The sequence below is a fragment of the Myroides odoratimimus genome (assembly GCF_004337635.1).
Lineage (GTDB): Bacteria > Bacteroidota > Bacteroidia > Flavobacteriales > Flavobacteriaceae > Flavobacterium > Flavobacterium odoratimimum.
In genome coordinates, this window is the sequence record NZ_CP037427.1 from 3,215,673 (window position 1) to 3,234,100 (window position 18,428).

An 18,428-nucleotide genomic window follows, 5' to 3' on the forward strand; every position below is an offset into this window, starting at 1 on the left:
CTTAATCTTACGATTAAGGACTTTTTATTATTTATAGGCTATTGATTACTCAACTTTATTGTTCATAATCACTTCTATCACCTCTGGGTTAATAAGTGTTGATACATCACCGAACTCTTTTGTTTCTCCATTAGAAATAGAACGCAAGATTCTTCTCATAATTTTACCAGATCTTGTTTTAGGCAAACTATCCACAAACTGAATCTTATCCAACTTAGCGATTGCCCCAATATGACTTGATATATACTGGTTAATCTCGCGTTTAAGATTTTCTCTATCACGAGTCTCCCCTTCCACTTTCAAGGTAATAAATCCATATAAAGCGTTTCCTTTGATATCGTGTTTATATCCTACTACAGCACTTTCTGCTACAGCTGGATGCTCATTAATCGCATCTTCTATAGGAGCAGTTCCTAGATTATGTCCAGAGACAATAACAACATCATCTGCACGTCCTGTAATTCTATAATATCCTACTTCATCTCTTAAAGCTCCATCTCCTGTAAAGTATTTACCTGGAAACTGACCAAAGTAAGTCTCTTTATATCGCTCATGATCTCCCCAAATAGTACGAGCCATGGATGGCCAAGGGAATTTAATACACAATGATCCGTCTACCTGATTATCCTCTATCTCATTTCTCTTCTCATCCATCAATACTGCCTGAATACCAGGTAATGGTAAAGTCGCATAAGTAGGCTTAGTAGGTGTAATAAATGGCAGTGGAGAAACTAAGATACTTCCTGTCTCTGTCTGCCACCAAGTATCCACTATAGGACATCTTTTCTTTCCTACATGGTCATTATACCAGTGCCAAGCTTCCTCATTAATAGGCTCTCCTACCGAACCAATAACTCTTAAACTAGACAAATCATGTGAATTCACATAACTGTAATCCTCTGTCATCAACGAACGAATAGCTGTAGGAGCTGTATAGAATTGGGTTACTTTATACTTATCAATGATATCCCAGAATCTACTAGGCGTTGGATAAGATGGTACTCCTTCAAACATCACTGTAGTTGCACCATTTAATAGAGGTCCATAAATAATATATGAATGCCCCGTAATCCAACCACAGTCAGCAGTACACCAGAAGATATCCTCTTCTTTATAGTCAAAAATATTTTTAAAAGAATAAGCCGTTTGCACCATATACCCTGCTGTAGTATGCACCATTCCTTTTGGAGCACCTGTAGAACCAGAAGTATACAAAATAAATAAAGGATCTTCTGCATCCATTACTTGAGCCACATGATTATTAGATGCTTCTTCTAATAGAGGGGCTAACCACATATCTCTTCCTTCTTTAAAAGCAACTTCAGCACCTGTTCTCTTCACTACAAGTACTTTCTCAACTCCTGGGCAAGAGTCTAATGCTTCATCAATAATTGGTTTTAATGGAATAGTCTTATTTCCTCTAAAGCTCCCATCGGATGTTATAACAAATTTACATTCAGAATCATTAATACGCTTCGTCACAGCAGATGAAGAAAAACCAGCGAATATAACACTGTGTATCGCTCCTAATCTAGCACATGCCAACATACTAACCGCTAACTCAGGTATCATAGGAAGGTAGATACATACTCTATCTCCTTTTTTAACCCCTTGCTCTTTTAGCACATTAGCCATCTTACACACTCTATTGTATAAGTCATTATAGGTAATAGTTTCTGCTTGCTCTTCTGGATTATTAGGTTCAAATATAATAGCTGCTTTCTCTCCTCTTTTTGCAAGATGACGATCAATACTGTTCTTTACAATATTCAATTTAGCATTAACAAACCACTGGAATTTAGATTCCTCCATATCAAACTCGAATACCTTATCCCACACTTGATACCAAACGAAGTTTTCCTCTGCTATCTTCCCCCAGAACTTACGAGGCTCTCTAACGGATTTTTTATAGTGTTTAAAGTATTGTTCTAGATTTTCTATTTTATAATAACTCATATTTTAGTTGTGATTTTTTTTATGTAATATTTTTTTTAGCTCTTAAATATATGATTTTAGTAATAAATAGCAAAAAGTCATACAATATTTTTAAGATTAAAAAACATTGTATGACTTTCGTTATTTAAATAAACCCTATAACTGAGCTATATCTCTCTTTGCTTGATCAAACTCAGCAATGATATTTTTAACAATATCACTTACTGGTTCTATTTTATGTATCAGACCTGATATTTGCCCTACCTCTAGTTCTCCTTCTACTAAATCTCCTTCAAACATTCCTTTTTTAGCTCGAGCCCTACCCAAATATTCTTTTAATTCTTCTACTGATGGATTCTTAGCATACAAGGCTTGAAGTCCTGTGTAAAACTCATTCTTAATTAAACGTACGGGCGCAAGTTCTTTTAAAGTAAGAACAGTATCCCCTTCTTGTACATCTAATAGAAGATTCTTAAAGTTATCATGAGCAGAACTCTCTTTAGAAGCGATAAATCGCGTTCCCATTTGCACTCCATCTGCACCGAGTACCATAGCTGCAAGCATTCCTCTTCCTGTAGCGATACCTCCAGCCGCAATTAAAGGAACCGTGATCTTCTCACGAACCATAGGAATCAAAGTAAGCGTAGTAGTTTCTTCTCTTCCATTATGTCCTCCAGCTTCAAACCCTTCTGCTACTATCGCATCAACACCTGCTTCTTGGGCTTTTAATGCAAATTTAGAAGAACTAACTACATGCACTACTGTTATCCCATGTTGTTTTAAAAATGGAGTCCATGTTTTAGGATTACCTGCAGAAGTAAAGACAATTTTCACTCCTTCTTCTACAATAATGTTCATGATTTCCTCAATATTAGGATATAACATAGGGACATTTACTCCAAATGGTTTGTCAGTTGCTTTCTTACACTTCTGGATATGTTCTCTTAGTACCTCAGGATACATTGAACCAGCACCTATAAGTCCTAATCCACCAGCATTACTCACTGCACTAGCTAACTTATAACCACTGTTCCAAATCATCCCTCCCTGTACGATAGGATACTGAATTTTAAAAAGATCTACTAACTTATTTTTCATTGTATTTTGGTTGTTTATAGTTTCGAAATAACACCCGAACCAATTAGTTCGTCTTCGATATGCCAAGATACAAATTGTCCTTCTGTGATAGCGGATTGCGGTTCGTCAAAACGAACGTACATACCTTCTTTCATCTTGTGTAAAGTAGCTTTTTGCAAAGGTTGGCGATATCTTATACGTGCTAATATAGACATTGTTTCTCCTTCTTGCAATGCTAAATCTTCTCTAATCCAATGAATTTCTGATTCTTTTACAAATAATGCTTTGTGAAATAATCCTGGGTGGTCACTTCCTTGACCTGTGTAAATGATATTTTCCTTTACATCAGTACCTATAATAAACAATGGCTCAGCAGTACCTCCCACATTTAATCCCTTGCGTTGACCAATAGTAAAGAAGTGCGCTCCGAAGTGCTCACCTACCTTTTTACCCATTTCAGGTGTATACACAATTGATTTCGCTTCGCTGTACAAAGCATCTCCTATTGTAGAGAATGTCTCTTCCTCTTTCGTATAGATAGACGAATCTTTTGGTATTTCGTAGATAAGCCCATCTTTTCTTTTCAACTGCTGTTGTAAGAATTCTGGTAATCTTACCTTACCAATAAAACACAATCCTTGAGAATCTTTTTTGTCTGCTGTGATTAAGTTCATCTTAGCTGCTATCTCACGTACTTGTGGTTTCAACAACTCTCCAACTGGAAATAGCGCTTTCGCTAATTGCTCTTGAGATAACTGACATAAGAAGTAAGACTGATCTTTATTAGGATCTACACCAGCCAACAGTTTATATACTGTCTCCTGTGTTCCATCTTCTTTGGTAATGACCTCTTCATCTTTGCGACAATAATGCCCTGTAGCGACATAATCTGCTCCTAAAGTCAATGCTATTTTCATAAATACATCAAACTTAATCTCGCGATTACACAATACGTCTGGATTAGGGGTACGACCATTCTCATACTCCTTAAACATATAGTCTACAATCTTCTCTTTATATTGTTCACTTAAGTCAACTGTTTGGAATGGAATCCCAAGCTTCTCAGCGACCATTAAAGCATCGTTGCTATCTTCTAGCCATGGACATTCATTAGAAATTGTCACAGAATCATCGTGCCAGTTTTTCATGAAGAGTCCAATAACTTCATACCCTTGTTCTTTCAGTAAATAAGCTGCGACACTTGAGTCTACACCTCCCGAAAGACCTACTACTACTCTTTTCTTCATAATAAAAAATATTGTGGCAAATTTACGAGAAATGCCGCAATACAAAAAGCTTTTGAATTTATCTTATCTTTTAATTATGATTCTCTCATAGAGAAAAACTATTAAACTTAATTATAATCTTACCAAATCATCACTCCTACACTTCAATTTCTAAAACACCAAATACCTGGCAATCATAATACTCTCTATGTTCTACAAAACCAAAAACAATCAAGTACTTCACGTCCACATACTTTAAATCCTCAACAATCATATACCGATAAAAGTATTGTTTTTCCTTACTTGACAAATCACTAAGCCTAGCTATACCTTGTTTAGCTAGAGACTCATAACTAATACCCTGCTGTTCAACTAAATTCTCTAATGGTTGAGAAGTAGAAAGAGATAAAACAACTGTCTCTTTCCAACCATTCATCGTGTAAAATGTAAAATCAACTTCATCTTCATAATAACTAATCGGATAATCAGACTTACTTAACAGCACTTTCCTAAGTATTTTCATTTTACTTCTTGATTAAATATTATAACAACCTTAATAAAGTAATGCAATCTCTATTATTCATTATTTAGATTAGATGTTTTATACTTAGACGGTAAATCAATAATAATGAATCTATCATCACCTATAACATTAACAATCTCCTCTTTTTCAAGAGTTAATAAAAACTCCCGAAGTAATGCCTTTTCTTTAGGCTTTATTACTAAATCATCTACACACCATTCTGCACCAAAATTTCGATAAAACAATTCCATCCGATCAATGATAAAATCATAAAACTCTTTATTCATCATATCTTATCTACCTCAATAAAGTTCTACACTACTTCTCTATCCTCCTTATTAATATTTTACCTTAAAAATAAATCTTTTAGAACATATCATTGTTGTCCTATAAAAGTATTTAAAAAAGGAAGTCAGCATGCTGGCTTCTAAAAAGTTATCGTAGTTTAGTCTTACACACTCTAAACACGATGAGTAAAAGTGCGTACTTATAAGTATATTTTTTTATTGTTTTTCCAAATGTAATTCACTTCGTGAAGTATCTATTGAAACGATAGGTTTATAAGGAAAAACCAAAGGAATCTAACTCGATCATATTTCTCTTCCTAATTACAGGGCAAAACTACAATCGAAAAAACAAGTTTTTAGAATAGCTTCCATTTTCTTCCAAAAACTTCTCTTTATTTCCCAAAAGTTCCACTTTCTTCCATTTCACAAAACACAACTTACTGAATTACAGCAATTAAAAATATTAACACTATACATTTCTTCGGAGCCTCTTCGGAATAATTCAGTGTTTATTCGGAAGGAAGGCCAGTTTTCCGAAGAACTCCAAAAGGCTCTCTAATCAACGCCCGAAGAAAACCTTGTTTAATGTTTAGTTTGAATAGTGCTAATCTGTTTCTTCTGTACAGGTAGACCTGCGAATGCACAAGAGTCTTGATAGTCTTTTTGGGCTATAACTACATTAAACTAGTATATTTCTTAGAAACCCCTGAACAAGATTAAAAGATAAAACAACTCTCTTTGTTTTGACAGCCTTTTTAGACTTAGTATTAAATAATAAGTTTTATCAGGCACTAATGATAACATATTACAAAAACTACCCTAATTTCTTACCCAGTAACTCAGATTGAGCCTTTGCTCTATGAATTCCTTCCACTAATTTTTGCAATACCTCTTCTTCATTGAAATACTTAATCGCTTGCTCAGTAGTACCACCCTTAGACGATACTTTCGCTATCCAATCCTGTGTAGATAACGAATTGGCTTCATACAATCCTAGAGCACCTGATATGGTTTGCTTCACTAACAATTCTGCTTGTGACGGTTCAAAACCATAAGATATTGCTGCCTGTATCATAGCTTCCATAAAATAAAACACATAAGCAGGCCCACTACCTAATACCGCTGTAGCTGCATCTATTTTATTCTCTTCAGACACATATACAGACTTACCTGTGGTATTAATTAAGTTCTGAATAATGAACAACTCTTTTCGATCTAGTTCTTCTGAAGCAGTAAAAACAGTCATACCTCTACCTATCTGAGTAGGCAGATTAGGCATGGAACGAACTATTTTTTCGATTCCTAAATCTTCTTTTAAACGATCTATAGAGATACCTGCCATCACAGAAACGACTATCTGATCTTTATTTACATATTTCTTTAGATCTGCAACTAGTATAGAAAAGTCTTGGGGTTTGACTGCAACGATAACGATGTCACAAGATCCTATATCACCATCCAATTGATAGCGATAAGACAACTGATGAATATTACGACTATCTTCTGTAGCCTTCTGTGAACGCGTGTATATCAATACATCTGATGGGTTAATAAACCTAGAGTTAATAAACCCATTGGCAAAAGTACTCCCCATGTTTCCCATTCCTATAATTGCAATTCTCATAAAAAAAAACACCTCTGAATTTGATCAGAGGTGTTAAATATAAAAGAATTATTTATTTTTCTTCTTTCTTTCTTCTTGTAATTTTTGTTGCTCTTGCGCTTGTTGCATCATTTCTTGCATTTTACGTTGGAACTTACCTTTAGGACGTTCTTTCGTTTTATTGTCTTCAATGATAGCTTTAATCTTATCTTCTTTTACAATATGGTTTTTAATTACATACATAATACCAATTGTAATCAAGTTAGAAATAAAGTAGTACAAACTCAATCCTGACGCGTAGTTATTAAAGAAGAATAACATCATCAATGGAGAGATATAGATCATCACCTTCATGATTTTACTCATATCAGGCATTCCTTCTTGAGCAGGTGCTGCCATTTGTTGATCTCCTGTAGTCATCTTCATATATACAAAAATTGCAACAGAAGCTAAAATAGGGAATAAACTCACGTGGTTACCATAGAATGGAATACGGAAAGGCAATTCTAAAATCTGGTCATAAGACGATAAGTCATCTGCCCATAAGAATGATTTTTGTCTCAAATCAAATGCTGATGGGAAGAATTGGAACAATGAATAGAAGATAGGAATCTGTAACAATGCTGGAATACATCCTGCCATTGGGTTAACTCCTGCTTTAGAGTACAAATTCATTGTCTCTTGTTGCTTCTTCATTGGATCATTCTTATATTTTTCGTTCAACTCATTCACTTCTGGACGAATTGCTTTCATTTTTGCTTGAGAAACATAAGACTTATAAGTCAATGGAGAAATTAATAATCTCACAAGTACAGTTAATGCAATAATAGCAATACCATAAGGTAAGAATGAACTCAATACTCCAAATACTGGAATAAATAAGAAACGGTTTAACCATCCAAAGATTCCCCATCCTAAAGGAACAATCTTATCTAACCCTTGATCATATGACTTTAATAATTTATAATCAGCTGGTCCGAAGAACCACTTCATATCATAGTTTAACTCTCCACCTGTATAAGCTAAAGGCATTTTTGCATTAAACTGTTTAGTGTAAACAGTATCTACTGCCTCATCATGAACCAAGTTAGCTGATTTTAAACTAGCTGTATCAAAAGCTTTATCTGTAATTAAAACAGAAGCGAAGAAGTGTTGTTTAAATGCAACGAAACTTACATTTTTAGCTTCAGTACTGTCATCTTTACTTGTATTACTTAGACTGTTATCTTTTCCTCCTTCATACTCATAGTATACACGAGTATATTGGTTCTCATAAGTAATACTCTTCTCATTACTATATGCTTTTAAGCTCCAGTCTAATGCTGGTGTCTCTGCTGTATTAATAACTCTACTTAATCCTTGTGTACGAATAGTAAAGTCTAACATATAGTCATCTGGCTTTAATACATATCTATACTCTAAAAACTCAGTAGCTGATACTTTTAAACGCATAGATAATACTTGATTCTCCCCTTCTTTTGTCAATTCAGGTTCAAAGAACAAGTCCCTTGTATTAAACTTTTTGTTGTCCTTCGTATATAACTCTAAATTAAACTCAGCGTTATTATCTTTAATTAACTCTACTAGTTCTTTAGAGTTTTTATTAAAACGAGCATTGTTATTGATTACAACATTTGATAAACTACCTCCTTTATTTTCAACAACTAAAGTCAGTAATTCATTCTTAAGTTCTGTTTTACCTCCTTGAGCAGATGGTAATGTTGCACTATAAGCAAATGGGCCTAAAGCAGCTTGTAAAGCAGTATTCTGAACAGAATCCACCTCTACATGATTACTTATAGCACTTGAAATTTTCTCAGACTCAGCTTCTTTAACTATCTCTTTTTTGGCTACCTCTTTGTCCTGAGCGATAGCTTCTTTTTCTTTGTTGATATTATTCAACATCATCCAAATTAGCAACCCGGCTATAATAACAAAGCCGACAATACTGTTACGATCTAATTTTTTTCCTTCCATTACTTAATTTGTAGTTTATCAAATTTTTCGCTGTAATAATACTTGCTTATTACCTTTAGAACTTATTTTGTTCTATTATCAATTGCTGCCTTAACCAAGCTTACAAAAAGTGGATGTGGTTTTGCCACTGTACTTTTATATTCAGGGTGGAACTGCACAGCTACGAAGAATGGATGAGTATCTAACTCTACCACTTCTACTAGTCCTGTATCAGGATTCCATCCAGAAGCTATTAAACCAGCTTTTTCAAAATCTTCTAAATATTGATTATTAAATTCATATCTATGACGGTGACGCTCATTGATTAGACTTTCTCCATAAATTTCAAAAGCTTTAGAACCTTCTTTTAATTTACAATCCCATCCACCTAGACGCATTGTACCTCCTTTATCTGTAATATTCTTTTGATCTTCCATAAAAGTAATTACAGGATATTGAGTACTTTCATTCACCTCAGTAGTATTAGCAGAAGCATACCCCAATACATTTCTTGCGTATTCGATTACAGCCATCTGCATACCTAAACAAATACCTAAGAATGGTATCTTGTTCTCTCTTACATATTTTACAGTCTCTATTTTTCCTTCAATACCACGAGAACCAAAACCTGGTGCTACTAACACAGCATCTAAGTTCTTTAATTTCTCTGCCACATTATTAGCATTGATATTATCAGATTGAATAGAAACGATATTTACTTTTATTTGATTTTCAGCACCACCGTGTACTAATGCTTCTAAAATAGATTTATAAGAATCTTGTAATTCTACATATTTACCTACTAGCCCTACATTTACTACATGCAATGGATTTTTAAGTTTATGGATAAACTCATTCCATTTCACTAAATCTGGAGATGTCTTCTCTGGTAAATCTAATTTCTTAAGAGCTACTCTATCTAAACCTTCTTGTAGCATTAAGTTTGGCACATCATAGATAGTATCAGCATCGATAGACTGAATAACAGCTTCTGGTTTCACATTACAGAACTGTGCTAACTTCTGACGTATCTCAGTACTTAAGTTATGCTCTGTACGACAAACCAAAATATCTGCCTTAATACCGCTCTCCATTAAAGTTTTCACAGAGTGTTGAGTTGGCTTAGTTTTAAGCTCTCCTGCTGCTGCTAGATAAGGTACTAAAGTCAAGTGGACTACGATAGCGTTATTATCTCCTAACTCCCATAATAACTGACGTACAGACTCGATATAAGGTAAAGACTCAATATCCCCTACTGTACCACCTATCTCAGTAATCACGATGTCATAGTCACCTGATTTACCTAGAAGCTGCATACGTTCTTTAATCTCATTCGTGATATGAGGAACTACCTGTACCGTCTTTCCTAAAAACTCTCCTCTTCTCTCTTTCTCTATTACAGAAAGATAAACGCGTCCTGTAGTAACATTATTCGCTTGAGAAGTAGGTACATTTAAGAATCTCTCATAGTGACCTAAATCAAGATCAGTCTCTGCGCCATCATTTGTTACAAAACACTCCCCGTGTTCATAAGGGTTAAGTGTTCCTGGATCCACATTAATATACGGATCAAATTTCTGGATAGTGGCCGAATATCCGCGCGCTTGTAATAGCTTAGCCAAAGAAGCTGCTATGATTCCTTTTCCTAAAGAAGATGTAACTCCTCCTGTAACGAAAATATACTTAGTTTGTTTCATTTAGTGTGTGTATTAGCTGTGTTGTTAACAATAAAACTTGGCAAAAATACAACATTCCGAGCTATTCTTCTAATTTTAGATTAGCTAAAAAAATATCAACAACTAACTTATCCTCTCCAAATCATCAATATTATACTTCTAATAAGATTATTCACAACTGCATAAAAAAATCATGCATTATATCTCATTAGTATATACTTTTGTATATTAATTGCTTATAAATACAACATTGCCTATTCTAATGACAGAAGACTCAATTGTTAAATTTTAAAACAGATTATTTCATCACCATTGTATTATAAGAATTTTAACACTTATGCATTCCTAAAAAGGAAGTAATACAACAAAAAACAATATAGTAAATATTTTTTTGAGATAAACTCAAGAACAATAGACAACAATAAATCAAGCTAAATGATCATAGAACAAATTATAGATAATATATATCCTCTTTCGAAATCTGCTAAAGAGAAATTAACTGCTGTTTTTACAGAAATCTCTTTCCCTAAAAATTACCTATTATCTGAATATGAAAAACATGAAAACTATTTCTATTTTATCAAAAATGGATTAGTTAGAGCTTATGCTATTCAAGAAGATAGAGAATTGACCTTTTGGTTTGGAAAAGATGGAGATCCAGCCTTATCGATGTATAATTATATTCTAAACAAACCTAGTTATGAAACGATTGACTTAATAGAAGATAGTACATTCTATTTCACTAAAATAAGTCAATTAGAACAGCTCTACTCAACAGATATTGAGATTGCGAACTGGGGAAGAAAGTTTGCTGAGATAGAACTTCTAAAGACAGAAGAACGTTCTATTCTGAGACAAATTAAATCAGCTAAAGAACGTTATATTGACCTTTTAGAACGAGATGCTTCACTCTTAAATAGAGTTCCGCTGAAGTATATTGCTTCATTTTTAGGAGTAACTCAAGTAAGTTTGAGTAGAATTCGCAGTGAATTCTTAAAAAAATAACCCTTTTTTATCAATCTAATAATATTCGAAGCAATCCCTTTTTCATAGAATAATATTTGCTCGCCTTTGTTTTGACATAAATTATATTCTGATTATTACATTTTATTTAGCTTAAAATTATATTTAAGACACAATATTTCGCTTATTTTATTATCTTTAATTCAAATTAATAAGCAATTTCATTAGAATTAACCTAATGTGTTTTATACTTTTGCAACAAATAGTAACAATGGAAAATCAAAATAAAAATCAAGAAGTAGTTCGTGGATTAAAGGCTAGACACCTTTCCATGATTGCAATTGGAGGATGTATCGGAACAGGTTTATTTATGGCAAGTGGAGAAGCCATACATCAGGCAGGTCCAGGTGGTGCTCTATTAGCCTATGCCATGATTGGTCTTATGGTGTATTTCTTAATGACCTCATTAGGAGAGATGGCTACTTACTTACCCGTATCAGGTTCGTTTAGTACTTATGCCGCTAGATTTGTTGATCCTTCACTAGGTTTTGCTTTAGGTTGGAACTATTGGTTTAATTGGGTTATTACAGTAGCAGTAGATGTCTCTATTGCAGCAGTGGTTATTTCGTATTGGGAGCCTCTAGGATTCTTACCTACTTGGGGTTGGAGCCTGCTCTTCTTCTTAGTCATCTTTGGATTAAATATGTTATCTGTTAAAGCTTATGGAGAATCAGAATATTGGTTTGCTATTATTAAAGTAGTGACTGTTGTTTTATTCTTAGGAATTGGATTATTGACTATTTTCGGAATACTAGGTGGTGAATACATCGGGTTCAAAAACTTTACGTTAGGTGATGCTCCTATTTTAGGAGGCGGATTCTCAGGTAAATTCTTAAGTGTATTAGGCGTATTCCTAATTGCAGGTTTCTCATTTCAAGGAACTGAGTTAATCGGTATTACTGCAGGTGAATCAGAAAACCCTGAAAAGAATATACCTAAAGCCATTAAACAAGTATTCTGGAGAATCTTAGTATTCTATATCTTAGCCATATTCGTTATTGGATTAATCATCCCTTATACAAGTCCTTCTCTATTAGGAGCAGATATTTCTGAGATTGCAAAATCACCTTTCACATTAGTATTCGAAAAAGCACATTTAGCCTTTGCAGCAGCTGTGATGAATGCTGTTATTCTTACTTCTATTCTATCAGCAGGTAATTCTGGCCTTTATGCCTCTACTCGTATGCTATATGCGATGGGGAAAGATGGAATGGCACACAAGGCCTTTGGTGGAACGAACAAACACGGTGTACCGATGATCGCCCTAATTGCTACTGGAGTTGTAGTACTATTAATATTCGCAGTACAATCTACACATCCTAATGCTGTAGACTTTATTCTAGCTGCATCAGGACTGACAGGTTTTATAGCTTGGTTAGGAATAGCGATTAGTCATTATAGATTTAGAAGAGCATTCCACGCTCAAAACAAAAGTCTAGACCAACTAGTCTATAAAGCAAAATGGTTCCCTTTTGGTCCATTATTTGCCTTATTCTTATGTATATTAGTAATCATAGGACAAGATTCTAAACTAATTATGGAGGGAATATTTGACTGGAGAGGAATGCTAATCACTTATATGGGGATTCCATTCTTCTTAGCCTTCTACTTATACCATAAGCTAAAATTCAAAACAAAGCTTATTCCTCTTAAAGAAGTGGATTTAGATAGATAATATATACTGAAAACGAATAACAGGAAACAACAATCAAAATAAAAAAGCGTGAGTTATTATCTAACTCACGCTTTTTTTAGTAATTATAAAGTAATGCATTAACTCTTAATTTTAATACTTATTATTCCGAAGCTTGTAGCAAAAGTTCCATTGATAAAATCTTTCCCAGGAACCTTTTTGTATTCAAAACTCTCTATCTTATCTACAGCTATACCTTTAAAATCAGAAGATTTTTTTAGTTCATTATTCCCTTCAGAATCTACTAATACAACAGCATATTCACCTTTTTCTACTAATGGTAATGCCCCTTGATTAAAGAACTTTGTAGAGCTCAAATAAACACTTTCGATATACTCCTGTAAGTCAATTGCATTCTCTTTATTTAACATTGTCGCATCTTCCACGTCTAATTTTATAGATACTCTTTCTTTTCTTCCTTTTTCTTGTGCATAGATATTACTTGCTAAACACAAAATTAACAATACCCCAATTTTTCTCATACCCTCTCTTAATTTATAACCTAACTCTAGTACTTATTTTATCTTACTATTTAGTTTCCTATTCCTACATATTTCTCTCCAGAGTGCACTACTAGATAGTTACACATCTTCTTATACATTGGGGTCTCCACTCCCTGTGCAACACCTTGCTTCACCATATAACCTCCCATTATACCAAGTTCATTGTGCTCTTTAAAAGCAGCAAAATCACTGTGCATAGATGTTGTTGACTCATACGGAATTGCCTTTAAACGCTCTATAATAACCTCAACTACATCTTCACCAAGAGCAACTCCTTTCTTCTTACCGATAGCAGAAGCCTCTGTGATTAATTGTCTCATTTCTTCTGGATGATGCTCCATCACACCACCAAAACTACTATCATAATAAGCAGTAGCCATAGCAGAAGAAGAGACTAAAATATACTTCTCCCACACCTCCTTAGATATAGAAGAAGTCGCTTCAGCATGTACACCAGCAGTTTTTAGAATTGTTTCCAAGTCTTTCATCTCTTGAGATATTTGACCATCTAGGCCAAACAGAATGCGTTGTCTACCACTCGGATTATCAATTACCCCTGCTTCTTTTAGACGAGAAACCATATACGTACACCCTTGCCATACTCTAGAAGCGCCAAATACAGCTCTCAGTTGCTCATAAGCCTCTACTCCATTTAACAACGGAATAATCACAGTATGTTCACCTACTGCTGATTTCATATCCTCTATCGTTTGAGACAAATCATATCCCTTAGTCGCAAGGATAATATAATCTGTATGCTCGATATCACTCCACTGAGAAGTAGCGATACTAGAGTACCCCACCACTTCACTATCTTTTGACAAAATAGTTAATCCCTTTTCCTTTATTACTTCAAGGTGCTTCCCTCTTGCGATAAAGCATATCTCTACATCTGTACTATCTTGATATTGATGAGCTAATAATCCTCCATAAAACCCTCCTACACCACCAAGTCCTACTATTGTTATTCTCTTTTTATCTTTCATTATTTTGTTTTTTGTTTTTTTGTGAAATCGTGATCTAGTTAAGTTTATCATACCAACTATTAGCCTATTCTGTCATCTAAGTACATTATGCCCGTAGGGCAATACTGTAAACTGTTCACCGCAAACCGTAAACAGATATGTTATGCTGTAATTCTATTTACTTGTAAAAGATAGTTCTCTTAAACGAAAAAACAGAAAACAACATCACAAAAAAAACTTATTTTGTCACCACATCCAACACAATCTTTACTAAGAAAAGTATCGATAATACATAGACTGTTGGCGTAATATCCTTGTGTTCTTTTGCTCCTATTTTTAGTATGGTATAACTCAACATACCAAATACAATTCCTTCAGCAATGCTGTAAGTAAAAGGCATAAAAACGATCGTTAAGAATGCAGGCAATCCGTCTGATAGTTTCTCAAAGTTGATTCTAGTCACAGACGAAATCATGAATAACCCCACTATGATTAAAGCCGGTGCTGTTGCTGCAGCTGGAATAATCAAAAAGATAGGCCCTAAGAATAAAGCTAATGCAAACATAACTGCTACACTTACAGCTGTTAATCCTGTACGTCCACCAGAAGCTACTCCTGATGCACTCTCTACATAAGAAGTAACAGAACTCGTTCCTAAGATAGATCCTACAGTAGTCCCCATAGCATCTGTAAACAATGCTTTTTTCATTTGAGGGAAATTACCATTTTTATCTGCCAAATTAGTCTTAGAAATAACTCCGATTAACGTCCCTACGGTATCAAATAGATTTACGAATAAGAATGTAAACACCACTACCACCATATCAATAGACAGTATCTGATTCCATCCCTCTGCTGTAAACATAGGTTTAATCGCCTCTCCAAAGATAGGCTCTATAGAAGGTGGCAACGCGACAATACTAGTCGGCAATGCTACATCCCCTAAGATCAACCCAAAAATAGTAGCACTCAAAATACCAAATAGAATAGCTCCATTCACATTTCGGATTAATAAAATACCTGTCACGATTAGCCCGATAAAAGTCATCCATACAGTATGCTGACCAAAATCTCCTAATCTCACTAAGGTATTAGGATCTGATACAACTACACCAGCGCTCTTCAGTCCTATAAGAGTAATGAATAACCCAATACCTGCGGGTATTGCTTCTTTTAAAACTTTCGGTATACTTCTAACAATAAGTTCTCGTACATTAAAAAACGTCAATAACAAGAAGATGATCCCTTCTATAAATACAGCCGTTAAAGCGAACTGCCAAGTATATCCCAAGGTCAAAACTACTGAATAAGCGAAGAAACTATTCAGTCCCATTCCTGGTGCCTGCGCTATGGGTAACTTTGCATAAAACCCCATTAATAAGGTTGCTACGATTGTAGCTAAGGCAGTTGTGGTAAATAACGCTTCTCTATCCATCCCAGCATCTGCTAAGATATTAGGATTCACGACCAAGATATAAGACATGGTCAGAAACGTGATGATACCTGCTATAAACTCTCGTTTAATAGTAGTACCATTGCTACTCAACTGAAAGTAGCGTTCAAGAAAATTCTTCATTGTGTTGTGTTGTTGCTTTTTAAAGCATACAAAAATAAGAAGATTTAGTCAATTCTAATTAAAATAAAGAATTATATCAGTCTTTATACCTAATAATCCCGTTCTATAGGATTTATAAAATTTACTTTCTTTTTATTAAAAAACTCTTGCCCTTTTTCATCTATAGTTATACCAGTTCCATCTAAATCACTTAAATAGGTCTTATTAGCATTGATACTCATGGCCTTCTTTGTCTTCTCTTTAGAAGATTCTCTATAAGTCCCTATTTCATTTACATCCCAAATCACTTTCATCTTTTGACTATTTAAAAACTCAAAAGAGTACTGCCCTTCGGTATCCCAAGCCTTTACTACGAATCCTGGTAAATTATTGAACTTATAAGGCCCCACTTGCCCTGCAATACCTTGCGTGAACCAAACTGTCCACTCCCTTCCTCCATAGGTAGCAGTAGCCTCTTGTACGTCATAATCGTACCACTTTAGTTTACTCGCTTTGATATCCCACTTGATTTCGTTTTTATCTTCTTTATAGTAGTTATGTAATCGCCCTATCTTATCATAAAAGGTATTGGTATCCTTATCTGTCATGACAAACCAATTAAAAACAGGTACATAAGACACTACTTTTTGCATAATCTCTTCTTTAGAAGTATTCTCTGATTTGGTTAGTCGCCATCTCTCTCTCTCATAGGACGCATAATCCATAAATCGAGATTGATCCTCTAGTACATCTACAACGGCTGTCCCATCCTTAATTTTACCTACAGATTTATCAGTTAAGACCTTGCTTTCATAATAATATCTCATCACTTCTACTTCCTTAAACTCTTGAGCAGATAGAATACAACTAGAAAACAGTAATAAATACAAATACTTCATATCAATTATCATTAAAGATTATCTCTTATATTTCACTTCACCTAATTTTATTGGATTGCTATTCTTAAGCACCCAATTATTCGCCAATTCACATAGATAATTAAGCTCTCTCGTTTCACCATCACCACTTCTGCGAATTTCCTTTACTAACGAAGTGATGTCTTCTAGCTCCTTTTGAGACAATGCGTTCGAAGAAGATACATACACTAAGAAAGCATCTAACATCTTTTTAAAATCAGCATCCCAATTGCCTCCTCCATTTCTATAAATTTCATCGCGAACTTTCCCTGCTATACGCACTACTTCCCCTTGTACAGTCTTTGCCTTACCCTTAGAAGGAATTAAGTAATCCCACAGTTCTTCAAACTGCTCTTCCCATGTAGTACCTGCTACTTCTATTTTAGATACTCCATCGTGCATAATACGTCTTTTAACAGGCGTAACATCGAATAGTTCATATAAAGCAGTCAAAGCTGTATCGCTTTCTTCTATAAACTCTTCATTAAAATTTTCTCTATGAAATTCAAAGCGTTCTCCTATACGAGTAACATCATCTTTTAATCCTAGCGTAATCTCTTTTGTAAATGGTAAAAGTAACTTAGCGATTTCTACTAAAGCAGGTAAGTCAATATTACTAGCACGTCTCAATGCACATTTTAAAGGTGTTTCTTTATAAGAGTCTAGAGCATGAATATTAGCACCTACTTCTATCAATCTCTTTACAGCATCTTTATTCAATCCATATCCTGCTGCAAAGTGTAATGGCGTAGTGCCATACGTATCTACAGCCTGTATATTAGCCCCTAATTCTAAGAAAACCGCTATACTTCCATTGCGTCTACTAGCATGTTCATGTAGCGCTGTTCGCTTATATGTATCTACAGCTTCCAGATCAGCTCCATTCTCCACCATCCAACGGACAAACTCATCCTTTACGTTATAAAAACTCAAGGCAGTATGCTTACTATAACCACCTCGTGCATCTATCTCACAAGTGTCAAATACTTTCTTTAACGCTTTCATATCCTTAGCATCTACTAATTCTTGAAAGTCCTTGGGTAGGGTTTTCTTCTTCTTTGCCATTTACAACTTTTCTTTTTCTTTTTTCAACCCGAATATACAAAGAATAATGCAATATAATTTAAACTATAAATAATATTTATTAAAACTAAGCACCAAAATCAAAACTATCTGCAATGCTTCTTCAATTCAAAAGGTGTTGTATATAAACCATAAGAACTCTTTATCCTAAACATATCTAATAAAAAATGGCTTCTTTCTTTAACTAGTTTGCGATAAACATATCCCCCTTTTTCATCACCATTATACTCTTCTTCTACATTTAGTGGCTCTCTCCCTCTATCAAAACCTCAAATAAGCGCAATAAAAAACAATACAACACATAGTACTAGAAGTGATATTATCAATAACACCTTCTTTTTTAAGTCCCACTTCTTATTACTGCCAATAAGAATAATTACTACTAAAACAATTAAATAATATAACA

At 34.4% G+C, this 18,428-nt stretch carries 15 protein-coding genes; 2 read left to right on the plus strand and 13 right to left on the minus strand.

What is annotated here, in order from left to right:
* Positions 1-45 precede the first annotated feature (45 nt).
* From acs to E0Z07_RS14535, 8 genes are all read right to left on the minus strand, one after another.
* The gene (acs, locus tag E0Z07_RS14500) at positions 46-1,956 is read right to left on the minus strand and encodes an acetate--CoA ligase (protein ID WP_131540874.1); all 1,911 of its coding nucleotides are present in this window, start codon (positions 1,954-1,956) and stop codon (positions 46-48) included.
* A gap of 135 nt (positions 1,957-2,091) precedes the next feature.
* Positions 2,092-3,033, minus strand: coding sequence for an NAD(P)H-dependent flavin oxidoreductase (locus tag E0Z07_RS14505; RefSeq protein ID WP_131540875.1), 942 nt, complete (start codon positions 3,031-3,033; stop codon positions 2,092-2,094).
* A gap of 14 nt (positions 3,034-3,047) precedes the next feature.
* A complete protein-coding gene (gene mnmA, locus E0Z07_RS14510) occupies positions 3,048-4,259 on the minus strand; it encodes a tRNA 2-thiouridine(34) synthase MnmA (protein ID WP_006261325.1) in 1,212 nt (403 codons plus the stop codon).
* Between the two features lie 136 nt (positions 4,260-4,395).
* Positions 4,396-4,761, minus strand: coding sequence for a hypothetical protein (locus tag E0Z07_RS14515; protein WP_006261326.1), 366 nt, complete (start codon positions 4,759-4,761; stop codon positions 4,396-4,398).
* Between the two features lie 53 nt (positions 4,762-4,814).
* Entirely contained in the window at positions 4,815-5,051 is a 237-nt protein-coding gene (locus tag E0Z07_RS14520) for a hypothetical protein (RefSeq protein WP_006261327.1), read from the minus strand.
* Between the two features lie 811 nt (positions 5,052-5,862).
* A complete protein-coding gene (gene proC, locus E0Z07_RS14525; protein ID WP_036496696.1) occupies positions 5,863-6,672 on the minus strand; it encodes a pyrroline-5-carboxylate reductase in 810 nt (269 codons plus the stop codon).
* 48 nt (positions 6,673-6,720) lie between these two features.
* Positions 6,721-8,628 carry a membrane protein insertase YidC gene (yidC, locus tag E0Z07_RS14530; protein WP_006260058.1) on the minus strand — a complete coding sequence of 636 codons (1,908 nt, stop codon included), beginning with the start codon at positions 8,626-8,628 and terminating at the stop codon, positions 6,721-6,723.
* Between the two features lie 62 nt (positions 8,629-8,690).
* Entirely contained in the window at positions 8,691-10,304 is a 1,614-nt protein-coding gene (locus E0Z07_RS14535; RefSeq protein ID WP_006260057.1) for a CTP synthase, read from the minus strand.
* A gap of 414 nt (positions 10,305-10,718) precedes the next feature.
* On the opposite strand from E0Z07_RS14535, the gene E0Z07_RS14540 reads away from it, so the two are divergent.
* Together E0Z07_RS14540 and E0Z07_RS14545 are read left to right on the plus strand one after the other, a co-directional pair.
* Entirely contained in the window at positions 10,719-11,288 is a 570-nt protein-coding gene (locus tag E0Z07_RS14540) for a Crp/Fnr family transcriptional regulator (protein ID WP_006260056.1), read from the plus strand.
* Positions 11,289-11,484: 196 nt separating this feature from the next.
* A complete protein-coding gene (locus tag E0Z07_RS14545; RefSeq protein ID WP_006260055.1) occupies positions 11,485-12,981 on the plus strand; it encodes an amino acid permease in 1,497 nt (498 codons plus the stop codon).
* A gap of 98 nt (positions 12,982-13,079) precedes the next feature.
* Here E0Z07_RS14545 and E0Z07_RS14550 read toward each other — a convergent pair whose 3' ends face one another.
* From E0Z07_RS14550 to E0Z07_RS14570, 5 genes are all read right to left on the minus strand, one after another.
* Entirely contained in the window at positions 13,080-13,481 is a 402-nt protein-coding gene (locus tag E0Z07_RS14550; protein WP_006260054.1) for a hypothetical protein, read from the minus strand.
* A gap of 50 nt (positions 13,482-13,531) precedes the next feature.
* Positions 13,532-14,488, minus strand: a complete 957-nt coding sequence (locus E0Z07_RS14555; protein ID WP_131540876.1) for a ketopantoate reductase family protein — start codon at positions 14,486-14,488, stop codon at positions 13,532-13,534.
* Positions 14,489-14,705: 217 nt separating this feature from the next.
* Positions 14,706-16,043, minus strand: a complete 1,338-nt coding sequence (locus tag E0Z07_RS14560; protein ID WP_006260052.1) for an NCS2 family permease — start codon at positions 16,041-16,043, stop codon at positions 14,706-14,708.
* An 89-nt stretch (positions 16,044-16,132) separates the two neighbouring features.
* Positions 16,133-16,921 (minus strand): GLPGLI family protein, encoded by a 789-nt coding sequence (locus tag E0Z07_RS14565; RefSeq protein ID WP_131540877.1) that lies wholly within the window; start codon positions 16,919-16,921, stop codon positions 16,133-16,135.
* An 18-nt stretch (positions 16,922-16,939) separates the two neighbouring features.
* Entirely contained in the window at positions 16,940-18,004 is a 1,065-nt protein-coding gene (locus E0Z07_RS14570; protein WP_131540878.1) for an ankyrin repeat domain-containing protein, read from the minus strand.
* Positions 18,005-18,428: the final 424 nt, after the last annotated feature.

Bases quoted from the DNA above. Each gene is read 5' to 3' on its own strand.
- acs (WP_131540874.1), bottom strand. From the start codon at position 1,956: ATGAGTTATTATAAAATAGAAAATCTAGAACAATACTTTAAACACTAT.
- E0Z07_RS14505 (WP_131540875.1), bottom strand. From the start codon at position 3,033: ATGAAAAATAAGTTAGTAGATCTTTTTAAAATTCAGTATCCTATCGTA.
- mnmA (WP_006261325.1), bottom strand. From the start codon at position 4,259: ATGAAGAAAAGAGTAGTAGTAGGTCTTTCGGGAGGTGTAGACTCAAGT.
- E0Z07_RS14515 (WP_006261326.1), bottom strand. From the start codon at position 4,761: ATGAAAATACTTAGGAAAGTGCTGTTAAGTAAGTCTGATTATCCGATT.
- E0Z07_RS14520 (WP_006261327.1), bottom strand. From the start codon at position 5,051: ATGATGAATAAAGAGTTTTATGATTTTATCATTGATCGGATGGAATTG.
- proC (WP_036496696.1), bottom strand. From the start codon at position 6,672: ATGAGAATTGCAATTATAGGAATGGGAAACATGGGGAGTACTTTTGCC.
- yidC (WP_006260058.1), bottom strand. From the start codon at position 8,628: ATGGAAGGAAAAAAATTAGATCGTAACAGTATTGTCGGCTTTGTTATT.
- E0Z07_RS14535 (WP_006260057.1), bottom strand. From the start codon at position 10,304: ATGAAACAAACTAAGTATATTTTCGTTACAGGAGGAGTTACATCTTCT.
- E0Z07_RS14540 (WP_006260056.1), top strand. From the start codon at position 10,719: ATGATCATAGAACAAATTATAGATAATATATATCCTCTTTCGAAATCT.
- E0Z07_RS14545 (WP_006260055.1), top strand. From the start codon at position 11,485: ATGTGTTTTATACTTTTGCAACAAATAGTAACAATGGAAAATCAAAAT.
- E0Z07_RS14550 (WP_006260054.1), bottom strand. From the start codon at position 13,481: ATGAGAAAAATTGGGGTATTGTTAATTTTGTGTTTAGCAAGTAATATC.
- E0Z07_RS14555 (WP_131540876.1), bottom strand. From the start codon at position 14,488: ATGAAAGATAAAAAGAGAATAACAATAGTAGGACTTGGTGGTGTAGGA.
- E0Z07_RS14560 (WP_006260052.1), bottom strand. From the start codon at position 16,043: ATGAAGAATTTTCTTGAACGCTACTTTCAGTTGAGTAGCAATGGTACT.
- E0Z07_RS14565 (WP_131540877.1), bottom strand. From the start codon at position 16,921: ATGAAGTATTTGTATTTATTACTGTTTTCTAGTTGTATTCTATCTGCT.
- E0Z07_RS14570 (WP_131540878.1), bottom strand. From the start codon at position 18,004: ATGGCAAAGAAGAAGAAAACCCTACCCAAGGACTTTCAAGAATTAGTA.